Consider the following 20,080-nt stretch of genomic DNA (forward strand, 5'->3'; position numbering starts at 1 on the left):
TTAATCTCACTCATATTTCATCGGCGGCGTAAACGGCAAGCTCCGCATACTCTGCTTCACTCAATGGGGCGATTTTTTCAAGGGTACGCACCGCAAGCTCCCTCATAGCCGCGTCCATATAGGGCAGCGCAGCGGTGATGTTGGCAGTTACCTCCTGCTTGCCGCCCTCGTTGTAAATGCTCTAAAGGTTTGTTTCCTCAATGGTAAATCTATTCATGCTCATACCTCCAAATCGTGATTTTTTGAATTTGCCGCCTTTTTGGGGGCGGCTTTTTCCTTGTTCTTTGTAAGCTGCGCCCGGATAGACTGGCGGGGCTTGCGAATATCCTTATTGCGGTTTTCGTCTTTTGCAACCATAGCGTAAATGCAGCGTCGATCTTTGAGATTGCCAAGGGTCAGCGTCTTAAAGGGCAGTATGGCAAGCAGACGGTCGGTATCTTTGCTTGACGCAAGCTGTGTAAAATACAGCGATACCTCCACCATGAAATGGGTCGTGTTGGGGTTGTTCGGCTCTTTAAGGGTTTGAAGCCCGGACAAAATGCGTCGGGCTTCGCTTTCAATCCGGCTGTCCTGCAGAGCGGCAATATGCTCTTTGAAATTCCCCAGTGGTAACTTATCTAGTCTGTGTTTTTCCTCTTGCAGAATATAGCGCAAGGCTTCCGGGTCATTGGGCTTCACTTCAAAGCGTTCAAACTTTCCAAGCTGCGGCTCGGGGGCTGCGTCAAAACACTGTTTTGCAAGCTGTTCCCGCTCTCCTTTCTCGTAAAACAGCGTGTAGGTGTCAGCAGGCAAGGCATGGTCGATAACATGCTTGAAATGCTGCGGATAATCAAGCTCGTATAAGCTGCCTTTCATTTTCTCGTCCTCGCTGTCGGTGATTGTAACAGCGTAAGCAAGAATATGGTCGTGGGTCTGCTCAGCATAGAAACGCCATGTATTGTGGGCTGCGGTGTCCTTTAGAAAAACGTCGCTCTCTCTGAAACAATGCGTCCCCGACGGGCGGGAAAGCCAAAGCAGCGTTTTGTCCTCGGCGGCGGGACTTGCCGCCACTTTCTGAAAAATCTCTTTGTCAATCTGAAAATCACTTTGATAAAATGCGGTATTCTGCCGCATGATTGCACCAAGAGAAGCGAATATATCCACGTTTTCAAACTTATTCATGGAATTAGCTCTTTTCCAAATCCGGCTCTTTGTTCTTATTGTCCCTTTTTGGGGTAGCTTTCTTTTTATCTTCGGCAAGCTGCGCCCGGATTGAAGGCTTATGCTCCTGCTTCCCGCCGCCGCGCTCCTTGTCAGCTTTGATAGCAGCGGCAAGGTCAGATAGGTTAATTTGTCCCCCGGCTTTTACCTTTGCTTCCAACTCGTCCACGGTGGGCGTATTGTTGATAATGCCGTCAATCATGTTAAAATTTTGGTCGGTAGATTTCTCGGCGGCAGCAAGGGGATTGAAGCCATTGACTACCTCTGTCATACGTTCTTTGAGAATTAGTAAATTCTCGCTTTGTGCCGCAAAACTGATAAGCTCTTTTATTTGTTCCTGCTCCGACGAGATTTCCCCGGACAGCTTATCAAGCCGTTTGATTGCCATACGATAGGCAGCTTCCCCCATTGTTTTATTAGGGTCGGCGGTCATTACATTGTCATGGATTTTCTGTAAGCGTTCCGTTATATGCTGTAAATCAAAGGGGTGTTCCTGCTGTAAAAACTCCGGAACTTTGGTAAAAAGTCCCCCACGGTCTACATAATGGGCGGTGTCCTTACCGCTCTGATGAAGCACTATCATGTCGGAAATAGAAATGCTATGCCCTTTGAAGTCCTCCGGGCGGTCAATATTGAAACGCTCAAAGATATGTTCAAGGGTCATGCCCGGTGTAAGGGGGGCGGTGTAGGTATGTTCATAATTTTCTGGGTCAACGGCAAGCCCCGCCGCCTGTAACCGCTCATAAGGCTCAAAACGGTAATCGCGTGTTTCGTCCCCACGCTTTAGCTGATAAATGGAAAAGGTGTCGCGCTGCTCCTGTTCGACTGTCTGCTCCTTGCCTTTTTGAATTTCTGCAATATGCCCGTCAATGGTATCAATGAGTTCTGCGGCGGTGCTGCGGATTGTTTCAAGGGAGCTTTTCAGTTCCGCAAGCTCCTTGCCACTGCTCCACCCAGCAACATATCCAAAGGAATAATCTGACGTATCAAGCCCGTAATGCTGGCAAACGGTGTATGCGATACTTTCTGCTTCCACTTCACGGGTGCGGCGGTCAGGACGGTTTTGTTGTTCCTCTTTCGGGTCGGTCAAATCAATGTCATGCAGCTTTGCATGAGCGATTTCATGTATCAAAGTTTTTAGTGTCTGCAACTGGCTTGCTCCCTCTAAAAGCACAATCCGTTTGTCTTCTAAATGGTAATAGCCCTGTGTACCGCCTGTCATTTCTTCAAAGCCTACGGGAACGGGGGAAGTCCTTTCAAGGGCAGCGAAAAAATCCTTGTACTGCTCCACATCACCCGTTAGAGCGTCCACGGCAATATCGGGCAATTCCTTTCCCTCGGTCTGTGAAACATCAAAGACAGAAACCACCTTAAAGGCAGGGATAGTGACCTCGACTTCCTCCGTTATAGGCTTGCCACTCTTACCAATAACGGGACGCTGCGTACTGGGGTCGATTTTTTCCATTTTCTTTTTTATTTTGAATGGGGACGGGGCAATGATTTTGATACCCTTTTCGCCCTTTTTAACATTACGCTCAAACTGATTTTTCCAAGAGGAAAAGCCCGCAATAAGGGAAGCGTCCGACTTCTGCATGGCAATAAGCAGGGTATTGTTAAAGCTGTAATTATGAAACTTTGACATGACGCTTAAATATTCTTTGTAGCGTTCGCTATCAAACAGTTCTTGAATCCCCTGTTCCAAGCGGTGGGTAATCTCTTTGAGCTTTTCGGCGGGCTTCTCGGAAGTGAGAACAAGGGGAATAATGGGGCGTGGTTCGGTTGGCTCTGTGGTCAGCGTCGCCGCTTGCCTCGCACTAATTTCGTCCCTATCTGTCTTTTCGGGGTCGGGTGGCTGCGGGTAGCTCATAATGCGGTACTGCTCCGGCACGTCGCGCCCCTCATAGTGGCGTTCCCACTGGTCGCCGCTTGCCACAAGATAGCTGTTTCCGACAAACTCCCCTTGTTCCTTTCGGGCTACATAAATACCAAGGGCAACGGTATCAATCCCGGCTTTCCATTCCTCCGGCATTTGTACCATACCGGATTTATTCAGATAGTAGTCGCCTAAATCTCCCGCCTTGTGTATGTCGGGGATATGAACATAAAAATCCGTATTGTAGGTAAAATCTATCATCTGCCCGATACTCTCAAAGCCTTTTCGCCCCTGTGCGACGGCGTTAAACTTTTTAAGTTCGGCGGGGTCAAGCTGCCCGATACGCGCCGCAAGAAAATTTAGTTCGTCCACGGTGGAACTATTTATCACATCATAAGGTAGGGAAAGGGATTTATCTTGTGGATAATCATAGCCGCCGATAAAGAGGTATTGCGGTTGGTCTGCGGTAATACCAAGAATTTGTATCGCTTCTTGTAGCTGTTCCCTTGTGGCGGGTAAACCAAGCCATGCGCCGCCTGGTTTGTCCGGGGATAGATTTTGAACATTGCCGATATAAATTGAAAATACTTCGCCCATGTGTTCACGCTCCTTTCGCTGCTCGGTGTGTTCAGAAACAGAAACACCGCTTATTGGAATGTCAGCGGTATGCTCCGGCTGTTGTACTTCCTCTCCCTCCACTGTGTAGCCCGGTAAGAGTTGACCGTTTACGCGAAAATCATTAGCGTAACCCTGCGGGATAGACGGCGATATTTCCGTGAATAGGTGGGAATACGCCTTGATACGTCCGGCAAGATATTTTTCCATATCGGCTCTGTCTGAATAGACTTTTTTATCATGTCCGGCAATTTTTGTACGCCTAAGATTTTGCGGCGGATTTGTGTATATGCTCCATGTCAATTCCCACGCCACGGGTACGGATTTTTCCGTTTCCCGGTCATACCTTGTCCGTTCATAAATATGGTGCGACATGGAATATACCATGTTGCTCATTTCCTGCCAGTCATTGTTATGCTCGGATTTTTTCCATTGATTGGAGGTGTGCTTGACGGTGGGGGTTCTGGCATATTCAATCGCTTTATCAAACAACTGCGTTTGTCCCGCCTGTGCTTCCCATTCTGCCGACGCTTCGCGCAATTTATCATAAATCACCTGTTCAGCCGCCGCGCTTTCCGCGCGCATAGCTCGTAATTGCTCCACGGGTAAGGCCGTCAAGCCGGAAGTATCCCCGTTGCCCGCTCTGAAAGAAATGGTACGTTCAATTCTCATGTTCTCGGCGGGTTGTAGTCTATCATGGTCGTAAGAGGTATAAGGCATAGCTTTCCTCGCTTTCTTTTAATTTTTTAGAGGGTTTGGGAAACTTCCCAACAAGCAAAATTCCCGCCGTTCTCATAGAGAAAAGGCGGGAATTTTACGGAAAGGGTACCCCTTTCCTATGCTTGCTACGAAAGTTCTTTGTCCCTCTGAATGGTAATTCGGTAATTGATGTATTTCCCGCCTGTGTCGGCTAAAAGCACTGTTCCGTCGTAGGTTTTACCCGTCTTTGGGGAGTAAAGCCCCTTGACCTTTGCCTTACCGTTTTTTAGGAGAGCGGCGGCAATTTTAGAGGTAAAGGCGGTTTTGCGTTCCTCAAAAAAACGGTCATTTTTCCACATGACAAAGGAACAATCCTTATCCCCGCAATAGTAATTTTTCTTGCCCTCGTATACATCAGAGCCGCAGCGGGGGCATTTGCCTAAAGCGGTCTTTTCTGTTTTGAATAAACCGCCGTTCTCCCCGGAAAGGACGGGATAGGCTTTCACAAGCTCCTGCGCCATGCTTTCAATACCGCGCATGAAAATGTCCGGGTCGGCTGCGCCCTTTGCAATCAGCGTCAGAGCATTTTCCCATTCAGCCGTGAGCTTCGGAGAAGTGAGGGTATCGGGTAGTACGGCAATCAGATTTTCCCCGTCTTTAGTGGGGATAAGCTGCTTTCCCTTACGCTGCACAAAGCCGGATTTTACTAACTTTTCAATGACAGCGGCGCGGGTGGCGGGTGTGCCTAATCCTTTCCGTTCCGCTTCCTCGGTGGTGTCCTCACTCCCGGCACGTTCCATAGCCGACAATAGCGTGTCCTCGGTGTGGGGCTTTGGCGGGGCGGTGGTATGCTCCGTAACCTTTGCCGGGACAGGTTTCACGGTCTGCCCCTCGGAAAAAGGCGGTGCGTCAAGTTCCAAGACTTCGTTGTCGTCGTCCTCGGTGGAATCAGTTTTGCCTTTTAGTGTCGCCCGGAAACGGCGGTCAAGGTCTTTCCAACCAATACAAAGAATGGTCTTTCCTTTGGCGGTAAACTGTTGTCCTGCACATTCAAAAACTGCCGTAACTGCTTCGTAAACGTGTGGCTCGGCGGTGGCGCAGAGCAGACGGACACCTGCAAGGATAAGAATACTTCTTTCGCTCTCCGGCAGGGCGGAAAGGTCGGTTTTCCCAAGCTCGGCCGTAGGTATAATGGCGTGGTGGTCTGATACCTTTTTGCTGTTCAGCGTTCGGTAAATGTCGGTGGTAAAATCTGCGCCCTGCATAAAGGACAACTTACCCATGAGGACGGACACAACACCCGCCGTCGTATCGCCCATATCGTCAGAAAGAAACTGGCTGTCAGTACGGGGATAAGTCAAAAGCCGCTTTTCGTACAATGTTTGTGCAAGGTCAAGGGTTTGTTTCGCGGTGTAGGAATACAGGCGGTTTGCTTCCCTCTGCAAGCTCGTAAGGTCAAAGAGCTTCGGCGGGGCAACAGTCTTTTTCTCCTTTGCCACGGAAACGCAAACAGCCTGCGACGCTTCACAAGCTGTTTTGAGGGATTCGGCTTCTTTGGCGGTGGAGATCCGGCAGCTTGCCGCGTCCACACCGCCTACATCAAGGCGCACGATATGGTATTTTTCTTTTTGAAAGCCGGATATTTTTGCTTGCCGCTCGGTGAGCATAGCAAGGGTCGGGGTCTGCACCCGCCCTACGTTTAGGGTCTTATCATACAGGACAGAGAAAAGGCGGGTCGCATTGATACCGACAAGCCAATCAGCCTTTGCCCTGCATAGGGCAGAGTGGAAAAGCGGGTCATACTCCCGCCCGTCTTTTAGTGTTGCAAAACCCTTTTTAATAGCTTCGTTCTCCATTGAGGAAATCCAAAGCCGGGAAAAGGGTTTGTTGCAGCCCGCTTGCAAATAGACGAAACGGAAAATCAATTCACCCTCACGCCCTGCGTCGGTGGCGCATATCAGGCTTTCAACGTCAGGGCGGCGCATAAGCTCCCGCAAAAGGTTAAACTGCTTTTTCTTGTCCGGGGCAACGGTATACTTCCAATCCTGCGGCAGAATGGGTAAGGCTTCATAGCTCCATTTTTTGTACTGCTCCCCATAGGCGGCGGCTTCGGAAAGCCCCACCAAATGCCCGACGCACCAAGAAACAAGATAGCCCGCGCCCTCAATATAGCCGTCCTTTTTTTTCTTTGCTCCAAGAACGGCGGCGATAGTCTGGGCGACGCTGGGTTTTTCTGCGATTATAAGTTTCATAAAAGCTCCTTTCATGGTAAAATAATTTAAATGGAGGTGATAAATTTGGTTTTACTCAACATGTATGGGAAAATAGAGCCAATTACAATTTCAAAGAAATTAGGTGTTAGTATTTGCAATCCTGCCCCTGATTGGGTAAAGGGATTACAAGAAGATTTCATGGAGGAAATTTTAATTAACAATCATAAAATATCCTCATTTAAACAATCCGGTATAGATGTTTCTTGGGCTGTGGGTCGATATGATTTACAAAACATTGTGGAGCAGTTAGGCTGGCAAGAAGATGGAAAAAACAATATGCAAATTATTGCTGAACATCTAATTGAAATCCAAGTATCAGATTTTGAAAGTTCATTACTCCAAATGAAAAATGAAAATATGGACAGCCCCACATGTGAACCACAATATACAAGAAAATTTCTTAATTTTTGTTGCAAAGTGCAGTCATCAAGGAATGCAAAAAAAGTTGTTCCCAAGCAAATACCATTCTCGACATATAATTCAGATGACTTACAAAAAGAACCCCTTATAATCAATTATTTACAGGCAATGTTACATCCACACCCTGCACACAAAGTTACGGTATCTGACTATACTCAAGGGGGAATAAACGCTTTAACAAAAATAGGGGAATTGATAGATGATTTCTTAGTAACAGATAAAGATTTTTGGTTATTTGATTACATAATAAATGCCTTATTTTCTGATGAAGAACTCAATTCATACCATGTTTTTAAAACTATGTCACTCATTGAAATGCTCATTATCAATCCAAAAGGCAATGGCAAAACAGCAGGAGAAATTGAATTTAAACTTCCACAATTTTTGTCAGATAGGATACCTCAAAAAGACGGTGTGTTGTTTTCACAAATCATGCGTAAGCTAAGAAATAAAATTGCCCATGGTGATTTTGAGGCAGTGCAACAATTATTAGAACTGTATCGCCAAGCCTTTATGCAGAATTTTAGGTTTGATGAATTTGAATACAGTATTGAGAATTGGACTTATATGGATATATGCCTTCGTCTTGATGAAGCTCTTAACGAAATTTTATGGTTTATGCTATCTGATAAAGAGAAGTTGAATACACTTCAAATGAGTTAAATAAATAATTTGTTAATATATCCGCCGCCCATAAAAGACGGCGGTATTTTTCTACTGTTATTCCTCGTATTCTTTTTCTTCGAAAATATCGGATTTAGTTTGCTCGTCCTCGGCTTCTTTGTCGTACTCGTCAAAATCAAATTCGTCAAGGTCGGTATTGCCCTTGACCGCCTGTTTCGGCTTCAAAACCTTAAAGTAATAGAACGCGCCGCCAATCCCGGCAAAGAGCAACAGCACCATGAGCAGCATACCGCCCGTATTGCTTTTTTCCTCTTTGGGCTGTTCCGGCTCCGGCTGCGGTGTCGGTTCGGGGGTGGGCTGCGGGGTAACTTCCAAATTTTGGGGTAGTTTATCCTCGGCGTCTATGAGTGCCATTAAATCGGCTTCGTCCACTTGATTGAGGAAATGGACGGTATTTTCGCCCTGTGCGGCGTTGTCAATGATGATGTAAAAGTAGTTGCCGCCCTTGCTTTTTACAACAATAAACTGCTTATCCTCGGCGTCGTCGCCCTCTATGTCATCCACAAGGCTCATGTTGCCCTCCGGGGTAAGTGGCTGCGGCTCGGCGGTTTCTACAATTACGTTGCTGTCGTCGGTGGGAATTTCCTCACCACCGCCCGCATAGGCGGTAATAGAAAATCCGCCCATCAAGATAAGGGCGGCAAGCAGTACAAAAAAGCTGCGGAAAAGTTTTTTATTCTTCATTCTCGGTGTCCTCCTGTTCGTCATAGTCTGTGGGAACGGCAGCAATGCCAGGGATAGGTTCGCCGGAGAGCATAGCAGTAAGTTCCGCAGGTGTTAGGCGCATAGTGCGTACAAGCTGAACGATTTGCAGATTTTCCGCTTCGGTTTTCTGCGCTTCAAGCCCTTTCAGCTTATTTTGATACTCTGTGATTTTCTCACGGGTCTTTTGGATTTCCCGGTCGATACGGTCAATTTTGTTATTTGCCATTGTGTCATACTCCTTTCAATTTTCAAAAATAGTCAGTCCCAATTCATCAGCCCGTAGCCTTTGATACAGGCATAGTCTAACGGGTAGCTCTTAATTTTGCAGGCGTCGCCGGAATTGCCCTCAACGGTGTAAACACGGCTTTCGTCTGTGCCGATAACAAGCCCTACATGGTCTGCGCTCCCGTCTGAATCCCAATCGAAAAAGATAGCGTCGCCGGGGGCTATGTTGCTGTAATTTTTATCGCCCCATTGTCCGCGGGAGGTAAACCAAGGAATCCCCTGCGACTGGCAAGCTGCAAAACGCGGTTCGGATAAGCCTGCCTGTCCGTAGCACCAGGATACGAAACAGGCGCACCACTCGACGCGGCTGTTAAAGCCGTACCAGCTCCAATATGGAGAGCCGCCCACGTTCCCGACTTGCGACTTTGCAAGGTCTACAAGCTGCGGATTGCCGGGACGTGTGCCGTTTACCAAGTGAACGCCGCTTAAATCCTCGGACGGGTTCACATCGGGAGAGCCGCCGCCGAACAGCAAAGGCTTGTTGCCGCTTGTTTCCAAGTAAACGCGGTACATTTCAAGCTGTTCTGCCGTTAAAAGCTCCGGCACGAAAGAGGATATCGCCTTATTTGTCAGCTTGATATTGAGAATGTAATAGTTGTAGGGTACTTCGACGGTATAGGTGTCTGTATGGGTGTTTCCGTCCTCGTCCGTCCATGTATCGGTGCGGGTTTCCGTCCGATAGCGAATTTCTACTTCTTTGGTCAGCGTCAGCGTATACTGCCTGTCAAAGACGCGCTGCAATTCTGCCTGTGCGCTCTGCGGGGTGTAACTCTGCAAAAGGGCGGTCAGATAGGAAGCCAGTTCGTGGGGGTTATGCCCGATATTGTCAAGGTCATAGCGGTATTCATCATAGCCGGGGTTATCGCCCTCGATATGGTCTATCCTGTATTGCAGTTCATTTTCCTTTGCGGCATAGCTGTTTTCCACCGCCACAAGGTCGCTGTCCTCCGACGTGTAGGACGTTCCCAATATGCCGTTTAAGGTGCCGGAAAACATAGAGGAAAAAGAGGACAGCCCCGCAAAAATAATAATGAACAGCAGCAGCGCGGCAATGGCAATCACAACGCCTGTCGGGTGCCGCGCCACAAATGCAAATCCTTTCCGCGTTTGCTCGGCGGTTTTTTGTGCCGCCTTGCCGACATTCTTTGCGGTCTTTACACCGCCCGACTTTACCGCTTTTGCATACTGCCGCTTGATTCGCTGCTTCTGCCAAAGGCGGGAAAGGGGGTTGCTTTTAAGCTGCGGGTTATTATGCAGCGTCTTATGATACTGAAAATCCACGTTTGCCTGAAACGCTGCTTTTTCCGCTTTGGCTGCCGCCCGGTAGGGTTTCAGCTTGTGGCTGCGGTAGCCCTGCCGCATTTTTCGCGCCCCGTATTTTACGCCGCGCTCCGCTAATTCCTCGGATTCGTGCGCTCCCTCAACACCGGAATTGTCCTTTTCAACAGAATGTATCTTGTTGTGGATAAAACTACCCGCTTCCTGCGCGGGGCGGGGCAACGGGTTTTTATTGGTTTTTCCGGGCATGGACTTTTCCCGTTCTTCAAAGTGCAGACGGGTTTTGCCTTTGCCTGTGGCTTCGTCAAAGGTGCGCTCGGTAACAAGTTTCTTTTTCTTCGGAATAGCCGCCTTTGCCGCGTCCAAGCGGTCAGCCGCTTTGTCGGATTTCCTGATATATTTTTCAAGCTCCGGCGTATGAAGTTCCTCGTCGGTAAATTGCAGCCGGGACGACTTCGTTTGTGCGGTAGCTTCCCGTTGCGCCCGCTGTACCGCCTTTTTGGACGCTTTGCGGGTATGCGCCGTATCTATGCGGTGAAAAAGCTGCTCGGCGGCTTCCGTGTCCTGCCTGTGGGATAGTTCGGGCGCAAGGGGCAACGGGGCGGTATTGGAATATACAGGGTCAAGCTGCGCCGCGTCCTGTGCTGCCTGTTGTTCCGGCGTTTTCTGAAAATCCGCGTCTTGCTCCCGTTTACTCACGCGCTCTGTTTCTCCTGTGGTTTCGTTTTGCTTCATCAACCCGTCACGGCTTATTTTCTGCGTGATTTTGTCGCGGGGCTTTAAGGGGTCTTTCAAGAGTTATCACCTCCAATCCGCGCCCTTGCAAGGGCGCAATACTCGGTATTTAGTTCAATGCCAATATAGCTGCGGTTAAGGGTTTTCGCTGCAAGCCCCGTTGTACCGCTTCCAAAGAATGGGTCAAGGACAATGCCGCCTTTCGGACAGCCCGCCATAATACAGGTTTCCACTAACTTTGGGGGAAAGGCGGCAAAATGACCGCCTTTGTAGGGAACGGTATTGATAAGCCAAACGTCGCGCTTGTTGCGTATCGTGGGGATAAGCGCGTCGTCGTAATAGCCGCCTTTTCTCGCCCTGTTGATACCTTGCACCTTGCCTTGTCCGGGTACTTCCCCGGCGTATTTGTGATTTTCGCCGCGCCCGGATTTATACCGCGCCGCTGTTGTAGGGGCTATGGGTTCGGCAATGGCGGCAGCGTCATAGAAATATTTTTTTGACTTCGTAAGCAAAAAAACGTGTTCATAGCAGCGGCTCGGACGGTCTTTGACGCTTTCGGGCATGGGGTTGTCTTTCTGCCAAATAATATCGCTGCGTAAAAACCACCCATCAGAGCGCAGAGCAAAAGCTAAAAGCCACGGAATGCCGATTAAGTCTTTTTGCTTGCAGCCCGCCGCCTGTCTTGCGCTTGATACGCCTTGCCCGTTTCTGCCTTTTGGGTTTTTCGGGTCGGTGTAGCTGCCCTTGCTGCCTGTGCCGCAATAGGTGTCCGCAATATTCAGCCAAAACGTACCGTCTGAACGGAGTACCCGGCGCAGTTCCCGGAAAACCGCAACAAGCCTTTCAATGTACTGTTCCGGCGTGTCCTCGCGTCCAATCTGTGCATCAAGTCCATAATCCCGCAAAGCATAGTAGGGCGGCGACGTTACGGCACAATGGACGCTTTCGTTGGGAAGTTCCTTTAAAGCAAGAAGCGCGTCCCTGTTGATGATTGCGTCCGTTTTCATGCGCCCCTCACTTCCTCCGGCTTCGTCGTCATTACTCGGTAAAGCTCGGTATTTTGAGGGAAACGGTCTACAAATGGCAGTACCACGTTGCCGTAGAAAATAAGCCCCTCGCCCGCTTCGGTGTGGGTAACGTACTTCATTTGCTGCGGGGAAATGTTAAGCTGTTTTGCAAGGATAGCCCGGTCACCGGCGGCCTGATTGAGCATAAGCACAAAATCGCTGTTTTCAAAAATGTTCTCTACCTCGCGGGAAGATAGCAAATCCTTGACGTTCTGCGTGATTGCGGTCGGTATGCCGCCCCACTTTCTGAATCGCTTCCAAATTTCCACGCTGTAAGCGGCGGTCTGTTCCTCTTTCAAGAGTAGATGAAACTCGTCCATATAGTAGCGCGTCGCCTTATGCTCGGCGCGGTTGACTGTTACCCGGTTCCATACCTGGTCTTGCACAATGAGCATACCTAACTTTTTTAGCTGCTTTCCAAGCTGCTTAATATCAAAGCAGACAAGGCGGTTTGAAAGCTCCACATTGGTACGGTGGTTAAAGACGTTAAGGCTCCCCGAAACGTAAAGCTCCAATGCCGACGCGATACGCGCCGCTTCCGGCTCCGGCTGCTTTAAAAGCTCGTCGTAAAGGTCGCCCAAGATAGGCATTTTCACCGGGTCGGGGTCGGCAAGAAACGGACGGTAGACATTGCGGACAGCCCGGTCAATGACTGTTTTATCCACTGGCTGCAAGCCCTCTTTCCCGCCAATGACCAGCTCGCAAAGAGAAAGAATAAAGTCGCTTTTCAGCGCAAGAGGGCTGTCGTCCTCGCTGTAATTTAAGTTAATATCCATAGGGTTGACATACTGTGTGCTTGTGGGAGAAATGCGGATAACCTGTCCGTGGAGCCTTTGCACAAGGGGGTAATACTCGGCTTCCGGGTCGCAGATAATAATATCGTCGTCGGTAATGAGAAAAGCATTTGTAATTTCCCTCTTTGCCGCAAAAGATTTACCGCTACCCGGCGTTCCCAAGATAAGCCCGTTCGGGTTTTTCAGTTTCTTTCGGTCACATAAAATCATATTGTTGGAAAGCGCGTTCAGCCCATAATAAAGGGCTGCGCCCTCTTGAAAAAGCTCCTGTGTGATGAACGGAATAAAAATTGCGGTACTGCTCGTTGTCAAGCCCCTTTGAATTGGGATAAGATTTTCCCCAATGGGGACGCTTGATAGAAGGCCCGCTTCCTGCAAGTAGTCAAGACGGGTCAAAGCGCAGTTGTATTTTTGCGCGATACCCTTAACGGCGAACACGTCATTTTCAAGTTTGCGCTTCGTGTCTGCCATGTTCACCACAAGGAACGTAAGTAAAAACATGCGCTCATTCCTGCTCTGTAAATCCTGCAAGAGATTTTTCGCTTCGCTGCCGAATGTGGCAAGGTCGGACGGGATAATATCCATGTCATACCCGCTGCGGACAGCTTTTTTTTGTTCCTCAATTTTCATTTTGTCAAGGTCGGTAATTTTGCGCTTAATGGTCTTGATTGCTTCGCTCTGGTCGATACTGCGGATATGCAGATTGACAATAACGCCCGTTTCAAGGTCGAGAATATCCGCAAGCATACGGTCGTTTAACTCCGGCGCAAGGATTTCAAGGAAACTCGCCGCACCGATTTTTTTACCCATGCGGAATGTGCGCCCCTCACCAAAACGGAAAGAGGACGGGGCAATAAAATCCTTTGTAGACAACCCGGACGGGGCAAGCCAAGAAAAATCAAAGGAAAAAGGCTCTCCCTCCGGGTGAAATACGCCATGCAGCATTTTCAACCGTTCATAGCCCGTCATGGGGTGAGCTGATACGCCAAGCACCTTAAAGTTGTTGAGTACGTCGGTTTCGATACGGGCAAGCCGCGCCTTTGCTGTGGTAAGGGTGTCCGCTTCAATGGAAAAGGTGATAGCCTTGTACTTGACAATCCCGTTGTTTCCTTTTTCAAGCTGATTTTTCAGCATAGCCGCATACTCGGCACGAATGGAGTTGAAAGCGTCCTCCTGCGGGGGAATCTCAATTGCCTTTTCTGCTTCACTTCGTTGCGTCCCTTGATTGATAAAGGAAAGCTGCACCGATACGGAAGCGTCAAAATAGTTAAGGAAGTCGCACCAGTTTTCAAAAATGGCGGTCTTGTCGTCTGCCTGTGCAAGCTGATAGTTAATATCTTCAAATACAATGCTCTTGCTGAATTTCTTTTCTGTTACCCTGCAAATCCCGTCGGGGTACATGGTAAGATAGGGAATCGTCTGCTGCGCGGTATGCGCTTTCCCGTCCCCCTTTGCCTTTTGGATAATGGCGGCAATCTGCTTTTTCCCGGCGCGGGTCAGCTTGCGCTTATTTCTTACAGGTTTTGTTTTTGCCGTTGACAATAGCCGATACCTCCTTTTCCAGTTTTCTCTGCCGTGCCAAAACGGCGTAAAAGTTTTCCGTCTGATATGGTCGCTCTTTGGGTCGGATAAATTTTGTCTGAATGATGTTTTTTACCACGACTTCAAGGGGTTGCCCGTGCTTTTCATACATGGCAATGAGGAAGCAGGGCAGCATGACAACAATCATTACAAACGCTGCAAAGCTCGTTCCCGTGCTGTCTTTGAGTAAAAAGAAAAGCGGCAATCCGATTAGGAGAGCCGCCGAAAAGCAGATGATTTGCCGCTTCGTCAGGTTGAGAGCGACTTTTGTTTTGATACGGGATAGGTCTTTTGGTACGGGTACATACGCCATAGTGAACCTCCTTTCTGCGCCTTAATGCGCTGAAAATATTGATTTCGCCAGCGCGCCGGATTTGAACAGGGAAAAGCAGAGGATAACGGTATAGGCTGCAAGGGAAAATATCGCGCTGTGCAGATTGTCCGCTATTATCATGTCGTTTACCAAAACCGCGTAAATGCCGACGCATATCATAATTAAAAAGCCTTGAAAGCCAAGAGCAAACAGGCTTTTAAGGTAGTTGTTTCCTATCTGCCCCCACTCCCGGTTTGTCATGGTTGCAAACGGAATCGGGGATACGGAACAATAAAGGTAAATTTCTATCATACGCCCGTACAGGATTACCGTTATCAGCACCGACATGATTTTCATGCAAAGGCTGACAAGGCTTGTTTCCATAACGAGCAACAGCAGTTCGGGGATTTCCATAGCGTCAAGCCCGGATTGCATGGACGAAAGCGCGGCGGCAACATCAATATTTGTGTTGCCGCCGATTACGCCCGCCGCACCCGATACGACGTGCTGCGCCATATCGAACACCGCCATAGTGATAGTAAAGGTATTGGTAACGAGAAACACCGCTACCCACGCCTTAAAAAACCACTTAAAGAACATGAACGTATCTATGTCGTGCATGTTGTTCTTTTCCGTTACCATGCTGATAAGCTCGTAGCATAGAACGTAGGTAATCACAAGCCCCGCAATGGGTACGATTACATTTTCCGAAAGGGTCTGAATCATGGAAAAAATATTCGCATTCCAACCCTGCGGGGTCTTGCCTACCTCGGCGGCGATTGTGCCGACTTTTTCGTTTACGTCCCCGAACATAGTTGACAGATTCCCGTTAATGGCTCCGATAAGGATTTCCTTTATCCATTCGTTAATCGCATCAAGTATGCTCTGCATAGGCGTTTACCCGCCCTTAACCGAACAGGCCGGAAAGCAAAGGTACAAGGGTCGCGCCAATCAAAGCAACGCCGCCGCCCGCCATGAGCTGCTTCATGCCCTGCGATTTTGCACCGGGATTGTCGTTGCCGTAGCCCTCCAAAAGATTGATAACACCCCAAATTCCCAAGCCCGCACCCAATGCGATTACAAGGGTCTGCAAAACACCTACTGCCGAATTGAAAAACGCCATAAATGACCTCTCTTTCTGCCGCTTTTGCGGCTCACATATTCTTTGATTTTGTTTTTGGGTACAAAAAAGTGATAGTCCGTAAACTATCGCAAAAGAAATACCGCCCCATAGTTGGCGGCATATCACTATGAAATTGTAGTAGGGGCGCGTACCCAATAGCCCCTTGTTTCTTTACGGATTGTATCACCTCCTGTTACTGCTCATGCAAAGCGGCTTCGTCGATTTCGTAGTAGTCAAAAACCTCGTCCGGCTTTACGATTGCAGGGCGTCGTCTTAACTGCTTTTCCATGTCAAAAGCGTTTTTGGGGTCTGCGTCGGAAAGGTATTGATAGTTCGGGTGTCGAGTTATATCGTACTTATCAGAGAAAAACGGGCGCACGCCGCGTAGCTGTAAAATGCACTTTCCACCGTCCATAACGGCGATTTCGTCTTGCGTCATAAGCTCCTTTCCCAATTTCTGATAATTCAGTCCGTGGGAAACTTCCCGCCCTCTGTTTTCGGACGTGTTGAAGCTGTCTATCGTTTCCTTTCCCAAGATTTCAGAGATTTCTTTCAAGGTGGTTTTTTCTTTGCCGCCCAAGAAAAGCGTGGTGTCGCAGTTGCCGATTATGGTATCTGCATTGTCATTGTAAATGGCTTTTAGCTGTGACTGGCTTTGCAAAATAATAGAAGCCGAGATTTCCCGGCTTCGTATGGTGGCTATGAGCTTTTCAAACTTTGGTATCTGCCCGATATTCGCAAATTCATCTAACAGGCAGCGCACATGAACGGGCAGCCGTCCGCTGTATACATCATCTGCCTTGTCGCAAAGCAGATTGAAAAGCTGTGTGTAAAGAATGGAAACAACAAAGTTAAAGGTGTCGTCGGTGTCGGAAATGATAACGAAAAGAGCGGTTTTGCGGTCGCCTATGGTGTCAAGCTCCATTTCGTCGGTTTCCATTAGCTCCCGCAGTTCCCGTATGTCAAATGGGGCTAACCTTGCGCCGCAGGAAATGAGGATTGATTTTGCAGTCTTGCCCGCCGCAAGTTTATATTTCTTGTACTGCTTCAAGGCAAAATGTTCCGGGTCTTTCTGCTCCAAACGCTCAAACATGAGGTCAACTGGATTTTGAAAATCCTCGTCGTCCTCGCGGGCTTCCGACGCATTTATCATTTCAAGCAGGGTTGTAAAGTTCTTTTCATTCTCCGGGGCTTCATACCAGATATAGCCGATTAAGGCGGTGTAATAGAGCTTTTCCGCTTTCACCCAAAAATCCTCCGTGCTTTTTTCGCCCTCGCCTTTGGTGTTGCTTATAATAGTCGTAACGAGCTTCAAAATGTCCTTTTCGCTGCGGATATAGACAAAGGGGTTGTACCGCATACTTTTCTTAAAATTGATTGTATTTATCACCTTGATACGATACGGCTCATAGACTATTTTTCCATTTCTCCTTACGGGTTGCCCGTCCTCACCGATTTTCGGGGTGCCACGGGCAAGCATTTTTCCACACTCTAATAAAACCGTTCCTTTGGGGTCAGTCACAACATAGCTGCTGTGCATTTGCATAAGGTTAGGCTTGACGAAAAAGCGGGTTTTTCCGCTGCCGCTGCCGCCGATTACAAGCACATTTTTATTTCTTGCGTACTTCGGCTGCTTCGGGCGGCTGCTCATCATCAGCCGTTCGGTCTGGGTCAGAATGACGTTGTTTTCAAATACCGGGGCAACATAAGGCTTTATATCTGCTGCGCCGCCCCAACGGGCAGAACCGTATTCTATTCCCTTGCGGTACTTTTTTGCGTTCCTGCCTTTGATGTATACGGCAAGCCGGATAATTGCCGCTCCTGCAATGCCAACAAGTAAATCCAACGGGTCAAAACTCGGCGTGGCATTTGCAAAGGCAGCGGCGAAACCGTCCCCGATTGACAAGAGCTTTGCGCTCATGTCAGCCCCCGGCGTAAGTCTGAAAGCCTGTGCCGCTTTATCAAAGAGATACACAAAGAGCAGATAGGGAATGTTGGGGATAATCAGCTTTTTCCAGTTTACATTGCTCATAGCTCAATCCCCCTGTCCTTTTTGTTCACTTTGACGCGCTGGTTGTTTTTTGCCGCCCCCTTTTCTTTCATGGCGGAAAGCAGCTTGCGGATTGAGGGCTTTTTCTCCTGCGTCAGCTTTTTTGCGGAAAATTCCTTAAAGGCTGCGGTCAGCGCGTCCGCGTCGCGCCCCTTGAAAAACACAAGGTAACGGGACGGGCTTTCGGTATTGTCCTTTTTCAAGGCAAAGTCAATCCCGTACTTTTTCGCGGTACCCTCAAAGGCTTTGATATTTCCGTCGGTGATTTCAATGTTGGAAACGCCCGCGTTCTGCTTCATAAGCTGTTTTAGGGTCTGCTTGCCGTGGGGCGTCGCCTGTTTTTCAAGCTGCTTTTTCATCTGTGAAAGCATGGATTTCATAGCTTTTTGCAGCAGCTTTGCAGATAGCTTTGTTGCCTTTATGGATATGGCAATGGTCTTTTCGTTTACTTCATCTTGCATTTACCGTCCTCCTTTCACGGTATGGCGGCGGTTTTGGGCATTTATATCCGCACCCGCAGCCCGTTCAAATCCTCGGCGCGGACACCCACAAGATACCAGTTTTCAGCCATTTCCATACGGGTCGGTTTCCATTTGCCGCCTGTGAAAATCTCGAAACATTCCCTGCAATGCAGCCCGCCGTAATAATCGGCAAGGTCAAAGCGAATGTCGTAACGGTCGGTCTGTTCGTCAAAAATCAATGCTCCCTGTTTCATAGTGGATACTCCTTTCAGATTTTGCCGCTTGCCATGTCGTGAGTGACAAGGGCGGTATAGTAGCTGTCAATGGTGGTCGGGGCGTTAAACAAAACCGCCCGTAGATACTGCTTGATGTTGCGGATTTTGGTGGTGTTCTCCCGCATACAGTCAAAGACAAATTGAATGTGGCTGCTGTTCAGCTTCAAAAACTTAGATTTCACAAGCTCGGCGGGATAATCGTCCCCGGCAATGCGGATTGTCTTTCTTGCGGTGCATATGGTTTCAAGCATGAGGTCAACAATTTCATTCAGACGGTCATTGTCGATATGGGGGTCTTGCAGGAGATAATCGTACTCGATATTGTCCTGTATAATTTCCCGGTATATCTCAATCGCGCTTTGAGTAGACGCTTCCTTTCCGCTCCTTTCCCCGTAAGGCAGGGGACTTTGGGAATGGATAGGAATGGAATCGGTACTTGATAAATCTGTATTTAATTTATCTTTTTTTGGTAAGTCAGTTCTTTGTATCTCTTTATTTAATTGCGTTGGATTTTCCAACGTAGGGTTATCCTGTGTAGGTTTTTCCAACGTTGGATTATCCAATATTGGATTTTCCAATGTAGGTAAATCCGATATAGGCGGCTGCGGCTGCTCGTAAATCACATAGTCCGCGCCCCGCAAGCGTCCTTTCTCGTCGCGTTCTCTTGACCGTATGATATATCCGATGCGTTCAAGCTCCCGCACCGCTTCGCGTATCGCGTCAATTTTTTCCCGGTTGATATGAGATAGCCCCGCAAGGGTATAGTCCCAATCCTCCGGCAGGGATAGCATTTGCGATAGCAGCCCCTTTGCTTTAAGGGTTAAATCCTTGTTTCGCAAGTGGTGGTTGCTCATAACGGTATAACCCTTGTTTCGTTCTACTCGGAAAACTGCCATTGCTTCATCAACTCCTTTGCTGTAGATTTGTCACGCAGTTAAAAGGTGATTTTGAGGGAAAAGGTATATTACCCTTGCCACGTCAGAAACGCACCTGCAAAGCCGCGTAAATCAAGGCTATTTTTGCCCCTACTGCGTAACATGAGGGCATAAAAAAACGGCGTTCCTATCTTCCCAAAAGGGAATTAGTAAACGCCGCCGTAACACTTAAAAACGCCAATTCAAGGTTTGTCCTCCTTGCAATCGGCGTTTTAGGTGTGATTATAGATATGTTTAATTGTCTTTAGATTTTTTGAAAACCCTGTATTCATGCGGTTTTCCGTGGTTGTCATTAAATACACGGTGCGGTAGGTCCGGTAGCACCGGTAACACCAGTAACACCAGCAGGTCCTGTTGGACCGATTGGACCTATAGGTCCTCTTTGCCCCATCGGTCCGATCGGACCCATTGGCCCTCTTTGCCCCATAGGCCCCATCGGTCCCATAGGTCCCATAGGTCCAGGACATCCTCTGGGGCCCGGGGGTCCGGTAGGTCCCACATTACAAGACGGATACGGGGGTCTGCACCTACATTCACTCATAGATACATCAGAATTGTTTTCGACTTTTTTTTCAAAAAATTCTTGCATTTAAATCTCCTTTCCTTATTGCTTATGCAGTTTGTTTCATCTGCTACTATAAATATATGCATAAAAAAATAAAAAGTTAAAAAGTATGGGTTAAAATGTCGAATTACATAAAAAACAGAGATATT

Annotated in this window: 18 protein-coding genes; 1 reads left to right on the top strand and 17 read right to left on the bottom strand. The window is 48.2% G+C overall.

The window, feature by feature from the left end; genetic code table 11:
- Nucleotides 1–10: 10 nt before the first annotated feature.
- The 4 genes from KNL20_RS05595 to KNL20_RS05610 all read right to left on the bottom strand — a co-directional run bounded on the left by KNL20_RS05595 (nt 11) and on the right by KNL20_RS05610 (nt 6,639).
- Nucleotides 11–178 carry a transposon-transfer assisting family protein gene (locus KNL20_RS05595; RefSeq protein WP_230400041.1) on the bottom strand — a complete coding sequence of 56 codons (168 nt, stop codon included), beginning with the start codon at nt 176–178 and terminating at the stop codon, nt 11–13.
- Nucleotides 179–219: 41 nt separating this feature from the next.
- On the bottom strand, nt 220–1,161 hold the full coding sequence (locus KNL20_RS05600; RefSeq protein WP_230399633.1) for a hypothetical protein: 942 nt from the start codon (nt 1,159–1,161) through the stop codon (nt 220–222).
- A gap of 4 nt (nt 1,162–1,165) precedes the next feature.
- Nucleotides 1,166–4,408 carry a YodL domain-containing protein gene (locus tag KNL20_RS05605; RefSeq protein ID WP_230399634.1) on the bottom strand — a complete coding sequence of 1,081 codons (3,243 nt, stop codon included), beginning with the start codon at nt 4,406–4,408 and terminating at the stop codon, nt 1,166–1,168.
- Nucleotides 4,409–4,533: 125 nt separating this feature from the next.
- Nucleotides 4,534–6,639 (bottom strand): DNA topoisomerase 3, encoded by a 2,106-nt coding sequence (locus tag KNL20_RS05610; RefSeq protein ID WP_230399635.1) that lies wholly within the window; start codon nt 6,637–6,639, stop codon nt 4,534–4,536.
- 45 nt (nt 6,640–6,684) lie between these two features.
- Between KNL20_RS05610 and KNL20_RS05615 the strand changes: the two genes are divergently transcribed.
- A complete protein-coding gene (locus tag KNL20_RS05615) occupies nt 6,685–7,743 on the top strand; it encodes a hypothetical protein (RefSeq protein WP_230399636.1) in 1,059 nt (352 codons plus the stop codon).
- Between the two features lie 57 nt (nt 7,744–7,800).
- Here the strand turns inward: KNL20_RS05615 and KNL20_RS05620 are convergent, their stop codons facing one another.
- The 13 genes from KNL20_RS05620 to KNL20_RS15910 form a co-directional block, all read right to left on the bottom strand.
- Nucleotides 7,801–8,448 (bottom strand): DUF4366 domain-containing protein, encoded by a 648-nt coding sequence (locus tag KNL20_RS05620; RefSeq protein ID WP_230399637.1) that lies wholly within the window; start codon nt 8,446–8,448, stop codon nt 7,801–7,803.
- Nucleotides 8,438–8,695 (bottom strand): DUF4315 family protein, encoded by a 258-nt coding sequence (locus KNL20_RS05625; protein WP_230399638.1) that lies wholly within the window; start codon nt 8,693–8,695, stop codon nt 8,438–8,440. Before KNL20_RS05625 ends, KNL20_RS05620 begins: the two co-directional genes overlap by 11 nt.
- A 32-nt stretch (nt 8,696–8,727) precedes the next feature.
- Nucleotides 8,728–10,767 carry a CHAP domain-containing protein gene (locus tag KNL20_RS05630; protein WP_408637508.1) on the bottom strand — a complete coding sequence of 680 codons (2,040 nt, stop codon included), beginning with the start codon at nt 10,765–10,767 and terminating at the stop codon, nt 8,728–8,730.
- Between the two features lie 56 nt (nt 10,768–10,823).
- Nucleotides 10,824–11,774 (bottom strand): DNA-methyltransferase, encoded by a 951-nt coding sequence (locus KNL20_RS05635; protein WP_230399639.1) that lies wholly within the window; start codon nt 11,772–11,774, stop codon nt 10,824–10,826.
- Entirely contained in the window at nt 11,771–14,170 is a 2,400-nt protein-coding gene (locus tag KNL20_RS05640) for a VirB4-like conjugal transfer ATPase, CD1110 family (protein WP_331468323.1), read from the bottom strand. Before KNL20_RS05640 ends, KNL20_RS05635 begins: the two co-directional genes overlap by 4 nt.
- Nucleotides 14,136–14,522, bottom strand: coding sequence for a PrgI family protein (locus KNL20_RS05645; RefSeq protein WP_230399640.1), 387 nt, complete (start codon nt 14,520–14,522; stop codon nt 14,136–14,138). Before KNL20_RS05645 ends, KNL20_RS05640 begins: the two co-directional genes overlap by 35 nt.
- A 21-nt stretch (nt 14,523–14,543) precedes the next feature.
- A complete protein-coding gene (locus KNL20_RS05650; protein WP_230399641.1) occupies nt 14,544–15,413 on the bottom strand; it encodes a VirB6/TrbL-like conjugal transfer protein, CD1112 family in 870 nt (289 codons plus the stop codon).
- Between the two features lie 16 nt (nt 15,414–15,429).
- Nucleotides 15,430–15,645 (bottom strand): Maff2 family mobile element protein, encoded by a 216-nt coding sequence (locus KNL20_RS05655; RefSeq protein ID WP_006773673.1) that lies wholly within the window; start codon nt 15,643–15,645, stop codon nt 15,430–15,432.
- A gap of 193 nt (nt 15,646–15,838) precedes the next feature.
- Nucleotides 15,839–17,677: a VirD4-like conjugal transfer protein, CD1115 family gene (locus KNL20_RS05660; protein ID WP_230399642.1), complete on the bottom strand. Its 1,839-nt coding sequence runs from the start codon at nt 17,675–17,677 to the stop codon at nt 15,839–15,841.
- The gene (locus KNL20_RS05665; RefSeq protein ID WP_230399643.1) at nt 17,674–18,156 is read right to left on the bottom strand and encodes a PcfB family protein; all 483 of its coding nucleotides are present in this window, start codon (nt 18,154–18,156) and stop codon (nt 17,674–17,676) included. The genes KNL20_RS05660 and KNL20_RS05665 overlap by 4 nt, the downstream gene beginning before the upstream one ends.
- A 41-nt stretch (nt 18,157–18,197) precedes the next feature.
- Nucleotides 18,198–18,410, bottom strand: coding sequence for a DUF5348 domain-containing protein (locus tag KNL20_RS05670; protein ID WP_230399644.1), 213 nt, complete (start codon nt 18,408–18,410; stop codon nt 18,198–18,200).
- Between the two features lie 14 nt (nt 18,411–18,424).
- On the bottom strand, nt 18,425–19,327 hold the full coding sequence (locus KNL20_RS05675; protein WP_230399645.1) for a DUF6017 domain-containing protein: 903 nt from the start codon (nt 19,325–19,327) through the stop codon (nt 18,425–18,427).
- Between the two features lie 331 nt (nt 19,328–19,658).
- Nucleotides 19,659–19,820 (bottom strand): hypothetical protein, encoded by a 162-nt coding sequence (locus KNL20_RS15910; protein WP_268966539.1) that lies wholly within the window; start codon nt 19,818–19,820, stop codon nt 19,659–19,661.
- Nucleotides 19,821–20,080 lie beyond the last annotated feature (260 nt).

Origin of the sequence: Novisyntrophococcus fermenticellae, from assembly GCF_018866245.1 — a bacterium.
GTDB lineage: Bacteria > Bacillota > Clostridia > Lachnospirales > Lachnospiraceae > Novisyntrophococcus > Novisyntrophococcus fermenticellae.